Source organism: Vallitalea okinawensis (assembly GCF_002964605.1).
GTDB classification, from domain to species: domain Bacteria; phylum Bacillota; class Clostridia; order Lachnospirales; family PQDH01; genus Vallitalea_A; species Vallitalea_A okinawensis.
Genome location: NZ_PQDH01000007.1, coordinates 282,276 through 299,239, shown reverse-complemented (window position 1 = coordinate 299,239; position 16,964 = coordinate 282,276). Strand labels below are relative to the sequence as shown.

General features: G+C 37.9%; 17 protein-coding genes. 15 read left to right on the top strand and 2 right to left on the bottom strand.

Annotation, left to right across the window (positions count from 1 at the left end; translation table 11 throughout):
• The first annotated feature begins 16 nt into the window (after nucleotides 1-16).
• From eutM to C1Y58_RS18705, 12 genes are all read left to right on the top strand, one after another.
• Nucleotides 17-301 (top strand): ethanolamine utilization microcompartment protein EutM, encoded by a 285-nt coding sequence (gene eutM / locus C1Y58_RS18760; protein ID WP_105617785.1) that lies wholly within the window; start codon nucleotides 17-19, stop codon nucleotides 299-301.
• Nucleotides 302-466: 165 nt separating this feature from the next.
• Complete coding sequence (locus C1Y58_RS18755; protein WP_105617783.1) at nucleotides 467-1,246, top strand: cobalamin adenosyltransferase; 780 nt, start codon at nucleotides 467-469, stop codon at nucleotides 1,244-1,246.
• Between the two features lie 12 nt (nucleotides 1,247-1,258).
• Nucleotides 1,259-1,897 carry a phosphate propanoyltransferase gene (gene pduL / locus C1Y58_RS18750; protein ID WP_330404476.1) on the top strand — a complete coding sequence of 213 codons (639 nt, stop codon included), beginning with the start codon at nucleotides 1,259-1,261 and terminating at the stop codon, nucleotides 1,895-1,897.
• 20 nt (nucleotides 1,898-1,917) lie between these two features.
• Complete coding sequence (gene eutJ, locus C1Y58_RS18745; protein ID WP_105617851.1) at nucleotides 1,918-2,739, top strand: ethanolamine utilization protein EutJ; 822 nt, start codon at nucleotides 1,918-1,920, stop codon at nucleotides 2,737-2,739.
• 12 nt (nucleotides 2,740-2,751) lie between these two features.
• On the top strand, nucleotides 2,752-3,396 hold the full coding sequence (locus C1Y58_RS18740; protein WP_105617781.1) for a hypothetical protein: 645 nt from the start codon (nucleotides 2,752-2,754) through the stop codon (nucleotides 3,394-3,396).
• Between the two features lie 64 nt (nucleotides 3,397-3,460).
• Complete coding sequence (locus tag C1Y58_RS18735) at nucleotides 3,461-3,736, top strand: EutN/CcmL family microcompartment protein (RefSeq protein WP_105617779.1); 276 nt, start codon at nucleotides 3,461-3,463, stop codon at nucleotides 3,734-3,736.
• 86 nt (nucleotides 3,737-3,822) lie between these two features.
• Complete coding sequence (locus C1Y58_RS18730) at nucleotides 3,823-5,169, top strand: 4Fe-4S dicluster domain-containing protein (RefSeq protein ID WP_105617778.1); 1,347 nt, start codon at nucleotides 3,823-3,825, stop codon at nucleotides 5,167-5,169.
• Nucleotides 5,162-5,710 carry a BMC domain-containing protein gene (locus C1Y58_RS18725; protein ID WP_105617776.1) on the top strand — a complete coding sequence of 183 codons (549 nt, stop codon included), beginning with the start codon at nucleotides 5,162-5,164 and terminating at the stop codon, nucleotides 5,708-5,710. The genes C1Y58_RS18730 and C1Y58_RS18725 overlap by 8 nt, the downstream gene beginning before the upstream one ends.
• A gap of 99 nt (nucleotides 5,711-5,809) precedes the next feature.
• Nucleotides 5,810-6,127 carry a hypothetical protein gene (locus tag C1Y58_RS18720; protein ID WP_105617774.1) on the top strand — a complete coding sequence of 106 codons (318 nt, stop codon included), beginning with the start codon at nucleotides 5,810-5,812 and terminating at the stop codon, nucleotides 6,125-6,127.
• Between the two features lie 50 nt (nucleotides 6,128-6,177).
• Nucleotides 6,178-7,296 (top strand): ethanolamine utilization protein EutH, encoded by a 1,119-nt coding sequence (eutH, locus tag C1Y58_RS18715; RefSeq protein WP_105617772.1) that lies wholly within the window; start codon nucleotides 6,178-6,180, stop codon nucleotides 7,294-7,296.
• A gap of 36 nt (nucleotides 7,297-7,332) precedes the next feature.
• Nucleotides 7,333-7,797 carry a cupin domain-containing protein gene (locus tag C1Y58_RS18710; RefSeq protein ID WP_105617770.1) on the top strand — a complete coding sequence of 155 codons (465 nt, stop codon included), beginning with the start codon at nucleotides 7,333-7,335 and terminating at the stop codon, nucleotides 7,795-7,797.
• Nucleotides 7,798-7,855: 58 nt separating this feature from the next.
• Nucleotides 7,856-9,007, top strand: coding sequence for a 1-propanol dehydrogenase PduQ (locus C1Y58_RS18705; RefSeq protein ID WP_105617769.1), 1,152 nt, complete (start codon nucleotides 7,856-7,858; stop codon nucleotides 9,005-9,007).
• Between the two features lie 110 nt (nucleotides 9,008-9,117).
• Here C1Y58_RS18705 and C1Y58_RS18700 read toward each other — a convergent pair whose 3' ends face one another.
• Together C1Y58_RS18700 and C1Y58_RS18695 are read right to left on the bottom strand one after the other, a co-directional pair.
• Nucleotides 9,118-10,014 carry an MBL fold metallo-hydrolase gene (locus tag C1Y58_RS18700; protein ID WP_105617767.1) on the bottom strand — a complete coding sequence of 299 codons (897 nt, stop codon included), beginning with the start codon at nucleotides 10,012-10,014 and terminating at the stop codon, nucleotides 9,118-9,120.
• Nucleotides 10,015-10,092: 78 nt separating this feature from the next.
• Nucleotides 10,093-11,322 carry an ROK family protein gene (locus C1Y58_RS18695; RefSeq protein WP_105617765.1) on the bottom strand — a complete coding sequence of 410 codons (1,230 nt, stop codon included), beginning with the start codon at nucleotides 11,320-11,322 and terminating at the stop codon, nucleotides 10,093-10,095.
• Nucleotides 11,323-11,542: 220 nt separating this feature from the next.
• Between C1Y58_RS18695 and C1Y58_RS18690 the strand changes: the two genes are divergently transcribed.
• Genes C1Y58_RS18690 through C1Y58_RS18680 form a run of 3 tightly spaced genes read left to right on the top strand, consistent with a single transcriptional unit; the run spans nucleotide 11,543 to nucleotide 16,953 of the window.
• Complete coding sequence (locus C1Y58_RS18690) at nucleotides 11,543-12,859, top strand: hypothetical protein (RefSeq protein WP_105617763.1); 1,317 nt, start codon at nucleotides 11,543-11,545, stop codon at nucleotides 12,857-12,859.
• A gap of 14 nt (nucleotides 12,860-12,873) precedes the next feature.
• Nucleotides 12,874-15,873: a glycoside hydrolase family 2 protein gene (locus C1Y58_RS18685; protein ID WP_105617762.1), complete on the top strand. Its 3,000-nt coding sequence runs from the start codon at nucleotides 12,874-12,876 to the stop codon at nucleotides 15,871-15,873.
• Nucleotides 15,874-16,953: a uroporphyrinogen decarboxylase/cobalamine-independent methonine synthase family protein gene (locus tag C1Y58_RS18680; RefSeq protein ID WP_105617760.1), complete on the top strand. Its 1,080-nt coding sequence runs from the start codon at nucleotides 15,874-15,876 to the stop codon at nucleotides 16,951-16,953. It abuts the gene before it with no gap.
• Nucleotides 16,954-16,964: the final 11 nt, after the last annotated feature.

Below are 16,964 nucleotides of genomic sequence, written 5' to 3'. Positions count from 1 at the left end.
TAAGGAGGATTTTATTATGGCAAGCATGAACGCATTAGGTATGATCGAAACTAGAGGTTTAGTTGGAGCAATTGAGGCGGCTGACGCAATGGTTAAAGCTGCAAATGTAACTTTAATTGGTAAGCAACAAATTGGTGGTGGACTTGTTACAGTTATGGTAAGAGGCGATGTTGGTGCTGTTAAGGCTGCAACAGATGCTGGCGCAGCAGCTGCTGAGAGAGTTGGAGAACTATTATCTGTACATGTAATTCCAAGACCTCATAGTGAAGTGGAGATTATACTACCACATGTTGAAGGATAAAGTTTGTTTCTATTAAGGGCTAGTGCAGGGCTTCTGTAGCTAATATACTCATCCACTAGGTTACATTAGATTATACTGAGCACGTAGCAGTGGGTAGAGAGTAATAGGAGACCTTGCATGCCTAATACCAACCTAAGTCAAATGATGTGAAGGGAGCGTGAAGTCATGAGAGTTTTGACTGAGACAACGCTTCGAGGTGAGTTTAGGAGTAGTATTCCTGAGAAATTTTCAGTGAGTCGCGAGACCATCATAACCCCATCAGCTAAGCAGTATTTGAACGAGAAGGGTGTTATGTTAGTATTTGAAGAGGATAATCAGGAACAGCAAGAAAGAGTGCTAACCAGGCAGAAAGAAGGAAATGTCTACAAGCCCATTGAAACACCAGATAATAAGATTGTTCCAAAATACTTGGATTATTATACGGGTGGTGCTTATGAAGAAAAACCAGAGTATATGACCCATATTTATGGAAATAGGCTGGTCTACAAGGATGATTCTCGGATTGTATTCCGGGGAAAGTTGGATAGCTATCAGTCAAGGATTTTAGAGACCATGGTTTATACGGATAGCCAAGGATTACAAGGTTTGACAAAGGATCTAAATGAAGTTCTTGAGTTTGTTAGAAAGATCTTGAAAGCTGAAGTACTTGATGAGCCACTTAAAGATATGAAGATTTTTGGACTAGATGAGAAAGAGTTACGGGAAATGTCTCATAACCCTAAAAAACATTTCGGAATCTTACATATTATGCCTAGTTTCGACATGGGAGAAACCTTGATACGTCTTAACTCATTAAGGAGTGCAATTCGCGAGGTTGAAATTTCAGGTATTCAGACATTTAAGAAACATCATGTGGTAGATAGACAGGATATTTTACAAGCTCTTAATCGCCTTAGTAGTGTAATTTACATTATGATGTGTCGTGAGAGAGCAGGTAAGTATTAAGGAGGTGTATTCGTGGAAGAAGCTATGATTGAGGACATTATTCGTCAGGTAATGGATGCACTTCGTGAGAAGGAGCAAGTAAATAATGCATTTCCAGTAGAGGCTTCTGCAAGGCACGTTCATCTTAGCCCAGAACATGTCAGCGTTTTATTTGGGCCAGAATATGAGATGGCTAAGAAAAAGGATTTATCCCAGCCTGGGCAATATCAGTGTGAGGAACGTGTTACGCTTATTGGACCGAGAGGTGTGATTAAGGGAGTAGCCATACTGGGACCTCCAAGAATCAAGACACAAGTAGAGTTATCCATGACAGATGCCAGGGTCCTTGGTGTTAATGCACCTGTTCGAGAGTCTGGTCAGCTAGAAGGAAGTGCTACGATTTATATTGCTACTGAACGAGGCGTCATTGAAGCTAAGGAGTCTACAATAGTAGCTAAACGGCATATCCATATGGACACTAGGGATGCTCAACGTTTTGAGGTGGTTGATAAGGAGATTGTTGCAGTAAGAGTATTAAGCCATCGTCCTCTCATATTTGATGATGTAGTCGTGAGAGTTAATGATAGTTATCGTTTAAGTATGCATATTGACTTTGATGAAGCCAACGCTGCAGGATATACACAGGGTGTCTTTGGAGAGATCTATAAATAAGCATGGAAAGGGTTTTTTGTATGAATTTTGATAGAGTCGATAACCTTATAAGACAGGTTGAATCCAGCATCCAAGTGACAGGAGAGTTTAATAAGCGTAAAGAACTTCTTGTTGGTGTGGATTTAGGTACGGCATATATTGTTCTCGTCGTTCTTGATGAGGAGCAAAAGCCCATTGCATGTGAAATGCAGTTTGCCCAAGTACTAAAAGATGGTTTAGTGGTGGATTATATTGGAGCATCTCGTATTGTTAGAGAGCTAAAAGCTAAATTGGAAGAGCGGCTTGGAGTTGAATTAACGAAAGCAGCTATTGCCGTTCCACCAGGAACCAGTGAAGGTGATAGCAAGACCCACTGTTATGTAGTGGAAGGTTCTGGAATGGATGTAGTTGCCATCTTAGATGAACCATCAGCAGCTAATGCTGTTCTTCAGATCAAAAATGGAGTTATAGTGGATATCGGCGGAGGTACAACAGGCTTATCAATTTTAAAAGATGCAGAAGTGATCTATACAGCCGATGAGGCTACAGGTGGAACCCATTTATCTTTAGTCGTTGCTGGTAATTACGGTATTAGCTTTGAAGAGGCTGAAGTTATCAAGAAAGACTCTAAAAGGCAACGAGAGATATTCACTATCGTTCGACCTGTGATACAGAAGATGGCTTCCATTGTCAGTCACCATATCATCCATCATAAGGTAAGCGATATCTATCTGGTTGGAGGTACATGTTGCCTCGAAGGTATTGAAGAAGTATTTCAGAAGGAAACAGGGATTAGAACCCATAAACCCACGAACCCCTTTTTGGTGACACCATTAGGGATTGCGATGAATTGCAAGGTCTAGGGGGAAGAAGGAATGAATATTGATCAAATTGTCGCTATGGTAACGAAGGAAGTACTAAAGCGAATAGAAGATACAGCTGACATTCAGGCAAATTCATCTACAAAGGTATTCATAGCAGACACCAAAAAAGCAAGTTATAAAGAGCTTGAGGAACTGCTAACATTGGGTGGTTTTATTACCTTATATATGGATGAAAATAAAGAGATGGATTGGAAAGATATTAATTATGTTATTGTACCAACGCTTACCCCTAATCTGTTATCAAAAGTTGCTTTGGGTCTTGTTGAAGAACAGATAACAGAAGTACTACAGGAAGCCTTTCTATGTGGCAAACATGTTGTGGTTTTAGAGGAGGGCGCTTCTTATAGAAAATATAAAACTATTGCAAGCAGTTCCTATTATAATATGTTAGCTGGTTATGAAGAGCAGTGGACACAGTTTGGTGCATCCTTTATACGAGAAGAGGAACTTATTGCATTCTTAAAAGGATTACCGACTTGTGTAAATGTAATTGATAAAAGAGTTGTAACAGAAGCAGATCTAAATAGGTTATATGAAAAAGGACATCATGAGATTAGAATTAGCAAAAGGTCTCTTATATCCCCTTTAGCTTCTGATTATGTCAGAATGCATAATATAAATGTAATTCGTGTGTAAGAAGATAAGTATCGTGGTACATAGTGAATAGGAACGATGTGCCTTATTGAAAGGAAAGATAACTATGATTCTAGGAAAAGTAGTGGGCAACGTATGGGCCACAAGAAAAGAAGAAGCTTTAAGAGGTCTTAAGCTGCTAGTTATTAAACCCATCGATTATCATTCCAAACAGCCTTTGAGTACTTTTGTAGCAACAGATCGTGTTGGGGCAGGTATAGGCGATACGGTTTTAATAGTTACTGGAAGTTCAGCTAGAAAAACAATAGAGGTAGATAATGCTCCTATTGATGCTAGTATTGTAGGAATTGTTGATGAGGTCGAAGTAGATATAGACATATAATAGATATTTCCTTTCACTAATAATTACTAGCATATACTTACTAGACCACGTAGTAACATAAGTGTTTATAGGAAGGGAGGCAACATATGGAACTTATTGAGAAGATATATAATGCCGGTGTGGTTGGAGTCGGTGGCGCAGGTTTTCCTACGCATATTAAGCTAAAGTGTAAGGTTGAATATCTGATCATTAATGGTGCTGAATGTGAGCCTTTGTTGGAAGTGGATAAATATCTTATGCGTGAGAAGAACAGAGAGATTATCCGTACTACTCAGATGGTAGGTCAACTGATAGGAGCTAAGCATATGTTTATTGGCCTCAAGGAAAAGTATCATGAAGAGATTCTGTATCTCAATGAGGCTATTAAGGAGCTAGATGCACAGATTCAGTTATATAGCTTAGATAATTTTTATCCAGCTGGCGATGAACAGGTGATGGTTCATGAGATTACTGGAAGAGTCATACCAGCGGGAGGAATACCACTGGACATTGGTGCTGTGGTCAGTAATGTGGGTACAATTGTTGGTATCCATGATGCTCTGGAAGATAAACCCGTTACTGATAAGTATATGACTGTTGTTGGTGATGTAGTTGCACCCGGATTTCTACAAGTACCTATTGGAACAAGTGTACGAACATGTATAGAAGCATGTGGTGGCACAAGTCTTGTTGATTATAAAGTTATTCTTGGTGGACCTATGATGGGGAAGGTAATCGATGGGCAGGAAATAGATGCGACTTATGTAACGAAGACGATGGGAGCATTAATTGTGGTACCGGCTGATCATTATATTGTAAAGCGTAAAGAACAACCTTTAACCCACAGCATTAATCAAGCAAAGACAGCTTGTATACAGTGTAAAATGTGTACCGATATGTGTCCACGTAATTTGATGGGACATCAGTTAAGACCCCATAAAATTATGAGAATAATGGGGCTAGGAACAACAGATGAAGAAATTCTTAAAGAAGCCATGATCTGTTCAGAATGTGGCATATGTGAGCTTTATGCTTGTCCTATGGGTCTTTCGCCACGTTTAGTCAATGCTTATGTCAAACAGGAGTTGAGGCAGAAAGGGATCAGGTATGAGAGGCAGCCCCTTAATGATGTGAATTCTCTTAGAGACTATCGAAAAGTACCTGTACCTCGCTTAGTAGCTAGGCTGGATTTAAGCCGGTTTAAAGGTGAGAAGTTGAATGATATGAAGGTGTTAGAAGTTGATAAGGTATGTATATCATTATCACAACACATTGGTAAGCCTGCTACGCCTAGAGTAACTGTTGGTGATTATGTTAAAAAGGGCCAAATAATCGGTGATGTCGATAGAGAAGATTTTGGTGCTGTTATACATGCTAGTATCAGTGGTAAAGTATGTGAGGTTAGCCACTACATTACTATTCTACAAGATAGCGAGGTGATTCTGGGTGATTAGAACCATAGGCTTAATAGAACTGAATAGTATTGCTAAGGGAATTGAGGTTGCAGATGGAATGATAAAAGCCGCATCTGTTGATTTACTGCAGTCAGGTACTGTATGTCCTGGTAAATATGTTATTCTTATAACGGGAGATGTTGGAGACACCAAAGCTGCGATAGAAGTAGGGGAAGAGATCGGTGGGCCTTTTGTAGTGAATACTTTGGTATTACCAAGCATCCATCCAGATTTGATTTCTGCTATTAATGGAGCAACTCAAGTATCTCAGGTTAATGCACTAGGCGTATTGGAGTTTTTTAGTATAGCTACTTGTATCATTGCAGCTGATGAAGCGGCTAAGGCAGCTTCTGTAGAATTAATTGAAGTTCGACTTGGCTTTGGAATTGGTGGTAAGGCATTCATTACCTTAACAGGTGATGTAAGTGCTGTGGAGGCCTCTGTGGAAGCTGGTGCACGAGTGGGGCAAGAAGGTGGAATGCTTGTTAATCAAGTGGTTATACCATCCCCACGAAAAGAGTTATTTGATAAGTTATTATAGTGAGATAGCAATTAGCTTAGTTAGTACATTAATTAAGGTGAAGGGTAGATATCTCTTCTGTGAAACAAGGAAAGCAGGGAAAGCAAGAGGTGATAAGTGATGGGAAAAATTCTTATAACAAGGAAAAATTACACCCAGTATTTCCAAGAACAAGATAAAGCGTTTTATGTCAATAAAACAATGATTCTATCCCCATCCGTCAAAGATATTTTGCGGGATAATGGTATTGTTATCAGGTATGGGGAAAGACCTAATAAAGAAATAAGTGTTTCTGCATGTAAGAATAATAAAGAAGATTTATCAGAGATAATTACTACTATAACGAAGGTTCTAGAAAGAGACTTTCAAATAACAGACCAAGACAAGATATGTATGGTAACTAAAGAATTATTAAAGCAAATGGGTATGAGCAATTAATATTAGGTGAAGAGTTTTTGAAAGCATGTAAAATTTGAGGAGGCGGTTACATGAGTATTAATGAACTGATAGTTTATATCATGGTTGGATTTATGGTATTAGGAGCAGTGGATAAGATCATAGGCAATAAATTTGGTCTTGGTGAGCAATTTGAGGAAGGTATCATGGCAATGGGTTCTCTAGCACTTGCTATGGTTGGGGTTGTTTCACTAGCACCAGTGCTTGCTACCATTCTTAAGCCGGTGGTTGTACCTGCATATACAGCATTGGGAGCAGACCCAGCTATGTTTGCAACAACCTTATTAGCCAATGACATGGGGGGTTACCCATTAGCAATGGAGTTAGCTCAGAGTCAGGAAGCAGGAACATTTGCAGGATTAATCCTAGGAAGTATGATGGGTCCTACAATCGTATTTACTATTCCTGTGGCCTTAGGAATTATTAAAAAAGAAGATCATAAGTTCTTAGCTACCGGTATTTTAGCAGGTCTTATTACAATTCCAATTGGATGTCTTGTAGGGGGGCTTGTAGCGGGATTTGGTATTACTATGATTTTAAAAAACCTTGTACCAATTATTATTGTATCTCTCTTATTAGCTCTTGGTCTCTGGAAGATTCCTGATCGCATGATCAAAGGATTTAATGTATTTGGTAAGGGTGTAGTAGCAGTAATAACTATTGGTCTTGCTGCTATTATTATAGAAACACTTACTGGTTTTGTTGTTATTCCAGGTATGGCACCTGTTTCAGATGGTATTGAAATCGTTGGATCTATAGCATTAATGCTTGCAGGTGCATTCCCTATGGTTTATGTGATTACCAAGGTATTCAATAAACCATTATTAAAGCTTGGTAAATTACTCGGTATGGGAGATGTAGCTGCTGCAGGTATGGTTGCAACATTAGCAAATAATATACCTATGTTTGGCCTTATGAAAGATATGGATAACCGTGGTAAAATCATCAACGTAGCTTTTGCAGTAAGTGCATCTTTTGTATTCGGTGATCACTTAGGTTTTACAGCTGGTGTTAACCAAGAGATGATTTTCCCAATGGTCGTTGGTAAGTTAATCGCTGGTGCTACAGCAGTTATGATAGCAGTAGTTATCGCTAACAGAACATTAGGAAAAGCTACAACAAAAACCGCATCAAAAGCTGTAGCAAAATAAGATTTATGACAGAATATGTAGTAAGTGGGTGGGAGTATGATTGACAATATCAATGAAAAAATGATTGAAGAAATCATTCGCAAAGTGATAGAGCAACAAATGGTAACAGCAAAACCAGCATTTAACAAAACAGTAGATTCTAGTGGTGTTATCTCCATAAAAGCCAATACAGTTAAGTGTGAGAAGTTCGATACAGGTAAGGAAGGCGATCAGGTATATCTTACAGATGTATTAACATTAGATGAAAGTCCTAGGCTAGGTTGTGGAATGATGGAAATGAAAGAAACAACTTTTGACTGGACCCTTACATATGATGAAGTGGACTACGTAATTGATGGTACATTGGAGATTGTCATTGATGGTAAAAGAGTAGTTGGGAACAAAGGGGATATTATCTTTATCCCAAAGAACACATCCATTCAATTTAGTGCACCTGAATATGCAAGATTTATGTATGTGACTTACCCAGCTAACTGGGAAGAAACCACAAAAGAAAACTAAGATAGAGGGGGTGTCTTACGAGGCAGCCCCTATCCTAACACAATTGGGAGGCATCAAGATGAAGTTTCAATCTAAAACCGAGATTCACTATGGGATGAATTCAGTTAATTATATTCATGATTTAGATTACGAACAAGCTTTAATAGTAACGGACCAGTTTATGGTCAAACTTGGATTAGTTAAAAAAATAACAAACTTGTTGGATGAGAGAAAGGTTCCATACACGATCTTTGATGAGGTAGAGCCTAATCCCTCTGTTGAAACTGTTACAAAAGGCCTCCATCACATTATTAGGATGAAGCCTGATCTCTTACTAGCAGTAGGTGGCGGGTCTGCTATTGATGCAGCTAAGGCAATTATGTATTTCTGTATTAAGACCAAAGAGGAATTGGTGGAGAGTAAAGCGATTAAAAAACCTTGGTTCGTGGCTATTCCTACGACCAGTGGTACTGGGTCAGAGGTAACGGCTTTTTCAGTGGTGACAGATAAGAAAAACAAGGTTAAGATTCCACTAGTGGATAACATGATGATTCCTGATGTTGCCATATTGGATGCAGAGTTCACAAGAACAGTACCACCGTCTGTAACAGCTGATACAGGAATGGATGTCCTTGTACATGCTATTGAAGCATTTGTATCAACAAATGCCTCTGACTATACAGATATTTATGCGAAGAAAGCCATAAAGGATGTTTTTACTTATCTTATACGAACGTATAATAATGGCAATGATATGGATGCCAGACAGAAGATGCAGGAGGCTTCATGTATGGCTGGTATTGGTTTTACCAATGCAGGTCTAGGTATTAATCATAGCCTAGCTCATGCAATAGGAGGCATGTTCAAGATATCCCATGGTAGAGCCAATGCAATCTTACTGCCCTATATTATTAAGTATAATGCTGGATTATATAGTAAGCTGACTCATGCAGCTGAGGGCTATTATAGTATAGCAAAAGACATAGGGTTACCAGCTTCATCCATAGAAGAAGGTATTAGAAGTCTCATTGAAGCTGTAAAAATTCTCAATGAGAAGATGGGAATCCCACTAACCCTACAGGCTTATGGTATAGATACAGACAGATATGAGAGGAAAGTGGATATTATGGCCCGTTCAGCTTTAGAAGATGTATGCACAGGTTCTAACCCTAGGAAGCCTGAATTTGAAGAATTGACAGAAGTTTTAAAAGAAGCTTATACTGGCAGGTAGTTCAAATGCCTCTCTGCATAGGTTTAAAGTGTCTTATTTAAATATCATACCTGATAATAAATAGGAGGAAAGATGAGTCGTATGCTTAGCTACGACAATTTAGTAATCTTTTAATATACATCTAAGTCTTTTCCAGATATAACTTCTCCATCAAATATTTCTTTAACTTCTTCCACAATTTCGTACTCGCGTTGTGCTACTTTTGAGACTAAGTCTATATCATCACTATGTATATCTAACATGAATAGTTGATGATATAGAACAAGTAGTTTCGGCTTAGCTTTTGAGGCAATTTCACCAAGTTCATAGGAAGATGTATGGACATTGGTATGATATTTCTTCCACTCCTTAGACCTTTCTTTTACACCTGCTGATGAATACACTTCATGAATTAAAATATCACAATCCCTTGCATAATCAATGATTGTTTCTGTTGGAGCGGTATCACCAGAGATGACAATTGTTTTATCAGATGTGTAAAATTTATAGCCATAGGCTTCAAAGGAACCATGCTTGACAGGAAAAGCCTTAACCTTAACATTTTCATCTTGATAGATTATACCAGGGGTGATTTCATTAACTTCAACCTCACAACCTCTATTATTAGCTGGTTCTAGACCATTTAACCTTTCATCAATATCTTGTTGATAGGCAGCTAAAATGTGATCGGTCATAGATCTTAACCCCTTTGGGCCAAAAACCTTTAAGGGTTCATCCCTATCAAGAACCCATGGTGTGAATATTAGATCAGGGTAGCCAACACTATGGTCAGAATGTAAATGAGTTAAGAAAGCTCGTTTGAGATTCTTTGGTTTCAGTTCAACGATTCCATCTCTATATGCCTGGGCTGCTCTTCTAACAATCCCTGGACCAAAATCAACTAAATAAGAATTATCACCTACGACGATGGCTACTGCTGGACCTGACCTATCGGGGTCCGCATTAGGTGTACCAGTTCCTAATAGTACAACTTGTGTCTTTTTTGCATGGTGTAATTTCTCGTTCATTATTTCCCTCCTTGGTAAATATGATTCTCTATATACTCAACTAACTGTATAACTGAAGTCCATGAATAAAGCTTGGAATTAATCCAAGCTTAGTTTCTCCAAAAATCTTTGAGCAACATGCAATGAGCCACCTAATGTTCCGCGGTCTTTTCCTAAGGTAGACAAATCAAGCGTAACATTTATATTAACAAGTATAGGAGCATACTGAGAAATCTTATTATGGATAGCATCAAGAAATGGTTTACCTCCATGAGAATAAGCTCCTTGTATAACAATGATCTCAGGGTCATACATCAAAACGGTATTGATGATACCTATAGCAAACCATTTTGATACCTCATCAATAAGTTGTACGGCTAGTAGATCATTAAGTTTTGCAGCATCTAAAATAGAAACAATAGTTACTTCATCATGATTTTGGAATAAAATTGAATTAGGATAAGTCCCTCTCATTTCTTGAGCTAGTCTATGCAATCTTTTCTCCGAAACCAGTGCTTCAAAGCATCCTTTTGCACCACAGGAACAACATTCATCTGATTCAGGATTTAATGGCATATGGCCAATTTCACCAGCAAAGGAGTGGGTTCCCCGTTTAATTTGTTCCTTTACTATGATACCTGCTACTAAACCAATACCAGCCTCAATGACAATAACATTCTTCTTGTTAATTGCGCAGCCCCTATTTTTTTCTGCCAGTGTTTGAAACCTTATTTGATTATCAACGAATATTTCAGTTATTTCAGGAAATTGCTTCTTTAAAGCTCCTTCAATGGAGCTATCCTTCGGCCAATTTTTGAAATGAGGTGAATAATGAGTAATACCAGTTTGATAGTCTGTTAAACCATGAGAGCCTACAGCTATTCCAGCAAGCTGATGTAGAGAAACATTCTGTAGTTCCATTAGCGCTCTAACAAAATCAGCCATCAATGAAATGATAGCTTCAAATGTTATATCTGCTGATATATATTCTGATTTTGAATGCAAGACTTTTGAGTTAAGGTCAGTGATGACAGAATATAGTTCATCTGGGAATAGGTGAATGGCGATACAATAGGCGTATTCTGAATTGAAATGATAGGTAACAGCCTTACGGCCACCTTCATCAGTAGAATTTGATTTCCCTACCTCTAATATTAAGTTTTTTTCTAATAAATAATTCATGATCTTCGTAAAAGTAGTTTTGCTTAGATTAATATCACTACGAATATCTGCGATAGTCACAATACCAGATTCGATCATGTAATTTAATATTAATCTTCTATTATTTAATTTAACAGTCTTTGGTTTGTTTTCGTAAGTATTTAACATACCAATTCTCCTTATTTTCGAAATAGTTCACATTTAATTCATTATAATAGATAAGCCAAATATATACAACAGGTTAGTGAATGTAGGACTAAAAGTTAGGCTTATAATGATAGTTATATTGAACTAAAACGTTTGTAAACTTTGTTGACAAACTTAAATTAAGACTGTTATAATGTTGATTAATGATAAGTTTATTGGAAGATAAGGAGAGATGAGAAAAATGATGATTAAAGAGAATAAAACTGATCCGGCAACACTACAGACTGCAGCTGGTTTCCCACTCATTTCAGAAATTCATACTAAATATACATTTACGAATAAGGAAGTAGCAGAGTTAAGAATGCTGGCTAATAAAGTTTCAGAGCTGTCAGAAAGAGATATTGAAAAGGAAAAGATTATTCTATGGACACGTCATAATGATTTACAAAATGTTCGTCCACTTGTTTTTGCTGATCCAGAAAATGGCTGGAATGAGATCATACCTTCAGATTCTTTAGTTTGTGAAGATCCACTTGCTCGTGTGTGGGAAATGTTCTTACGTAAACAAATATATTGGGCAGAAGTAATCAAAGATGATAAAGTTATTGAACCATATTTTGATGTACCATACTGCTATAGTGATACTGGATGGGGGGTAGAACTTAAGAAACATGGTGGTGGTGAAAACGGCAGTTACAAAGTTGATCCAGCTATCATGGATTATGAAAGAGATTTACCAAAAGTCAAATTTCCTGAAATCATCATTGATCAAGGGGCATCGGATAAGATGTTAGACCTGGCACATGAAGTATTTGATGGTATTCTTACTGTACGTAGAAAGAATACTTGGTGGTGGACTCTAGGGATGACCTGGGATTTCATTAATCTACGTGGGCTTGATAATTTGATGATGGATTTAATACTGAATCCTGATTATGTCCATGAATTGATGGGGATATTAAGAGATGGCTATTTGGCTAGACTAGATTGGATGGAGCAAAATAGCTTATTGTCTTCCAATACAGAAGGTACATATGTTGGTTCTGGTGGCTTCGGATGGACGAAAGAGTTACCAACTGAATCAGAAATAACAGGTAATGTGACTACACATCAGATGTGGGGCTTTTGTGAAAGTCAAGAGACTGTAGGTGTTAGTCCTGAAATGTTTAATGAATTTATTCTTCCATATCAAATGCCAATCCTAGAGCGTTTTGGCTTAAATTGTTATGGGTGTTGCGAGCCTATTGATGTTCGGTGGGATTATGTAAAGAAAATACCACATCTTAGGCGTGTATCCACATCACCTTGGGCGAATAAAGAGAAAATGGCTAATTTGCTTGGCAATCGTTATATCATGTCAGTAAAACCTTCACCAACACCACTTTCATTACCTCAAATGAAAGAAGAGGTGGTTAGAAATGAACTTAGAGATACTTTAAATGCAGCAAAAGGTTGCCGTGTAGAGTTAATTATGAAAGATAACCACACTCTTGGTAATAATCCTAGAAACATTACTCGTTGGGTTGAGATTGCAAGAGAAGAGATTGATAAACTGTAAGGAGGGGATAAGTTATGGCGAGACAGAGGAGAGATATAAGTCAACAGCAATGGCATTTATGGCTTGATCAAGAAGCAAAGTGGCAGAATGATAAGCTCTACACACCTAATGAATCCAAGGACATATCAAAATTACCAATGAATCCGCCAACAGTAGGGTGGTCAAAACTAGAAGAGCAAGACGGCAAGACAATCACATTACCTGCCACAGTGGAAGAATTCTATAGTAAAGGGGTTAATGATTGGGAATACCATGGCGTCAGCTGGTACTTCACCGACCTTATAATACCTACTGAAGCAGAAGGAAAGCGAATAGCTCTCCATTTTGAGAAAACTCGTTTACGTGCTGAAATTTATGTGAATGAGCGATTAATGGGTTATGATTTAGTATCTGAAACACCTTTTGATGTGGATATTACTAAGGTAGTCAAGTATGGACAGGTTAACAAAATGGCAGTTCGAATCACTAATGCTGGTGGTACTAGAGGGTGGAATGATGTTTTTGCTTTTAATTGGGGAGAATGTACCATGCTGCCATCCCATGATTTCAGTATTGTAGGTCATGTATCTCTTGTTATGACGGATAAAACCTATATTGAAAATGTATTTGTTAAAAATATCCTTCCTGCATGTGGTAATAAACTGGAAATTATAACAGAGGTAAATAGCCATGTAGAAGGGGAAGCAAAAGTTGAGATTGAGATATCAAAAGTAGAGAGTAAAGCTTATGTATTCAAAGATTCCTTTAAAACCTTACTAAGCAAAGGGGCCAATACATTCAATAAACAAATTGTGGTGCCTGAGGCTAAACTATGGGACATCCATTCACCAAACTTATATAACTGCAAGGTTACAATTTCGGAAGGTGAACAAACCGATGATATCTGTGAACGATTTGGCTTTAGAGTTATGGAAGTAAAAGAAGCTACTACGGGTAATCTACAATACTTCTTAAATGGCGAACGTATTCGTCATAAGTCAGCCATTGACTGGGGGTATTATGCCCATACAGGTGCTTATGCTACAGAAGAAATGGCAGAGAAAAGTGTAAGAAATGCAAAGGCTATTGGTCATACAGCGATTAACTTCCATCGTCAAATTGGTGAGCCTTTGATAATGGAAAAAGCAGATGAACTGGGTTTATACATGTACGAAGAGCCAGGGGGTATTAAGACTGGAGATCTTTTTTTGACGCCGAAAGGATTACCTGCCTTTGGAATCGAAAACCATCCTCTTCTAATGGAACTTTTTGAGGTGCGCTTGGAACGTATGATCAAAAGAGATCGTAACCATCCTTCTCTGCTTATATATACCATGGCTAATGAGGATAAAAAGTTTACAGACTATCGGGCAAAAGTACTTCAATTAGCAAATGAGCTAGATGATTCGAGATTTATAATTAATAGTTCAGGGTCTAATGCTTGGCCATCATTTCTTAACTTATTAGGCTCTTTTATGAAGCATTCCATTACCTGTGCACCTGAGCGTCGTGTGGTTAAGCACTTTTCACACTATAATTATAAACCCTACTCAAGTCAATTAGAAAAAGATCATGTGGACTGTCATACAGTCAATGCATCAGATAGGTTTGAAGAGGAAATATTTGAGTCCCATCAAGTTAAGAAGACAAGACCAACTCGTTACTGGGGAGAAGTTGGTTGCTACTGTGGTCCGGCTAATTGGTATGATGTCTGTGAGGATCAAAAGAATTTGCCGGATGGGAGGGAAGGCTATGATAACAATATCTATCAAGGCATGCATGATAAGCTAGAGGCTAACTATGATAAGTGGCATTTAGAAGGTACATGCGATGGAACTATTCAGTCCAAGAGTGATGTATCCAAGCAAGCAGGTAGAGGGCTAATGTACATCGATGGGCGTTTCAGTCAGACCATGTGTAGTTATGATGCAACAGATGGCTACGCTATCAATGGTTGGAGTTCAGGTCCCCAGGTAGGTAGTCAATTAGAAGGACAAGAACGCGCGGGCATGGACTGGGATTCTGCTCTTTGTGATGAGGGACGAAACTTAAAAGGACCAGCAGAGGACTATGCTTATTGGACAAGACCATTACAAATAGCCTTGTTCCGTAGTAATGGTGCTTACTTTAAACCAAATGGTAAAGTAGACCTTCGTTGCGTACTTATTAACGAAGGTGCTCTTACTGCTGGTGACTATAAGATGTCTATTACTGTTAGGGATAGGAAGGGCTATAAGTATACCAACAAGAAAGATATGGTTGTTCATGTTAAAGGTGGCGATACCTTTGCACAAGAACTAGACAAAATAAAGCTAACATTGGATTCGAAATTAGCAGGTGGTCATGTTTCATTTGATGCTGTATTAATAGATAATGAAGGAGATATAGTTGCAGAAGGTAAAGAGCAAGTTTTGCTTGACAATCCTCAATCCTTTGGAGATCAATTAAAGGAACTAAAAGGATGTACCTATAAGTGGGATGCAGCTACAAAGGCTCTTAAGGCTGCTAATGCAACTTATGAAGACTTTAACCCTCATGCAAGCTACGATTTTATTGCAGCTGCTGAAGTACCTGATAAGAATGAACTGACGACAATGCTTCACAAGGTTAAAGAAGGTTCAACCATGGTTATTAACTTCAACGAAGGCTGGGCTAAGTTATTACTTGATGTTGACATTCTCTCTGAAGCTGTTACAGAGTGGGGATGTGAGCAAACTGGCTTTTGGTACGGAAATGGTTGGGGTTATGTAAGTGAATTCATTGGAGATGCCTTCCCATCAGGTAATGTGATATCAACTAATGGATGGCAACCAACTGGTGACCCTAATGGTTTTTATCCATTTGAGAGTAAGTATGATAAAAGAGTATATGGTTTATGGATGGCACGTCATGATATTATGCGTGTTACTATGGCTAGTATTGACTATGGCAAAGGCAAAATACTATTAAATCCATCTTATGAATTAGCAGACAAAGATATATTATCTAAGATTATCTTTTATAACATGATAAGTTTTAATTTAGGGGGAATTTAAATGGCATATATTAGTGATTGGGATAAACGTTTAGAAAGACATGCAGCATTTTGGGAAAATGAAGTTATTGATCGTTGTTTAACAACAATCTTAGGACCATGTAAGAATGCCAATTTTGATTATACAATGATGATCCAACCAGAAGATCAAGATGCTGCTCTTCATTGGTATACTGATGCTGAATTCGTATTAAATAGAAATAAGCATATGTTGGATAATCGTACATGGGTTGGTGATGGTATACCAACAGTCATGTTAAGCTTAGGTCCATCTGGGCAAGCTGGTTATTTCAAAGATGTGAAACATGAATTTACGCAAAATACTCTTTGGTTTCACCCTACAGAAGAAAGAGAACCTTCTTTAATTTTCGAAGAGAGTAACTTTTGGTATCAAAAGACTTTGGAATTAGCACAGTATTTTGTAGACAATACTAATGACGAATACTTTGTATCCATGGCAGATGTAACTGGAGATCTAGATGCACTATCCCTAATTCAAGGAGCAGATACTTTATTAATGGACATGTTTACAAATGAAGCTTACATTGAGCCAGCAATGACAAAAATGCGTCGTGTATGGGATAAGTATACTGAAGAGACCTTTAATATTATTAAAAATACCAATCGTGGTGGTAGCGGTATTGGCTGGTTGTTCACCTGGGCACCTGGTTTACATGCACAGCTTCAATGTGATATATCAACAATGATCTCTCCAGAGTTATTTACTAAGTATGCTAAACCAGAGTTAGATCACCAAGGTAGTAAATTAGAGTATCCATTGTATCACTTAGATGGTATGGAACAAATTCGCCATTTAGATCAAATTTTAACTATAGAGAATCTTAAGGCTATTCAGTGGACTAGTGTTGTTGGTCAACCTTCAGCTCTTAACTATATTGATGAATTGAAGAAAATTCAAGGGGCTGGTAAAGGGTTATTACTTAATCTTCCAGATACAAAGGAGTTAGAACCTTTAATGGAGCAACTTTCTTCCAAAGGGTTACATCTTGTCATACCGGCATCTTCTGAAGATGAAGCTGAAAGTCTTCTAAAGACTATATCAAAGTTAACTCACGAATAATTTATAGATAT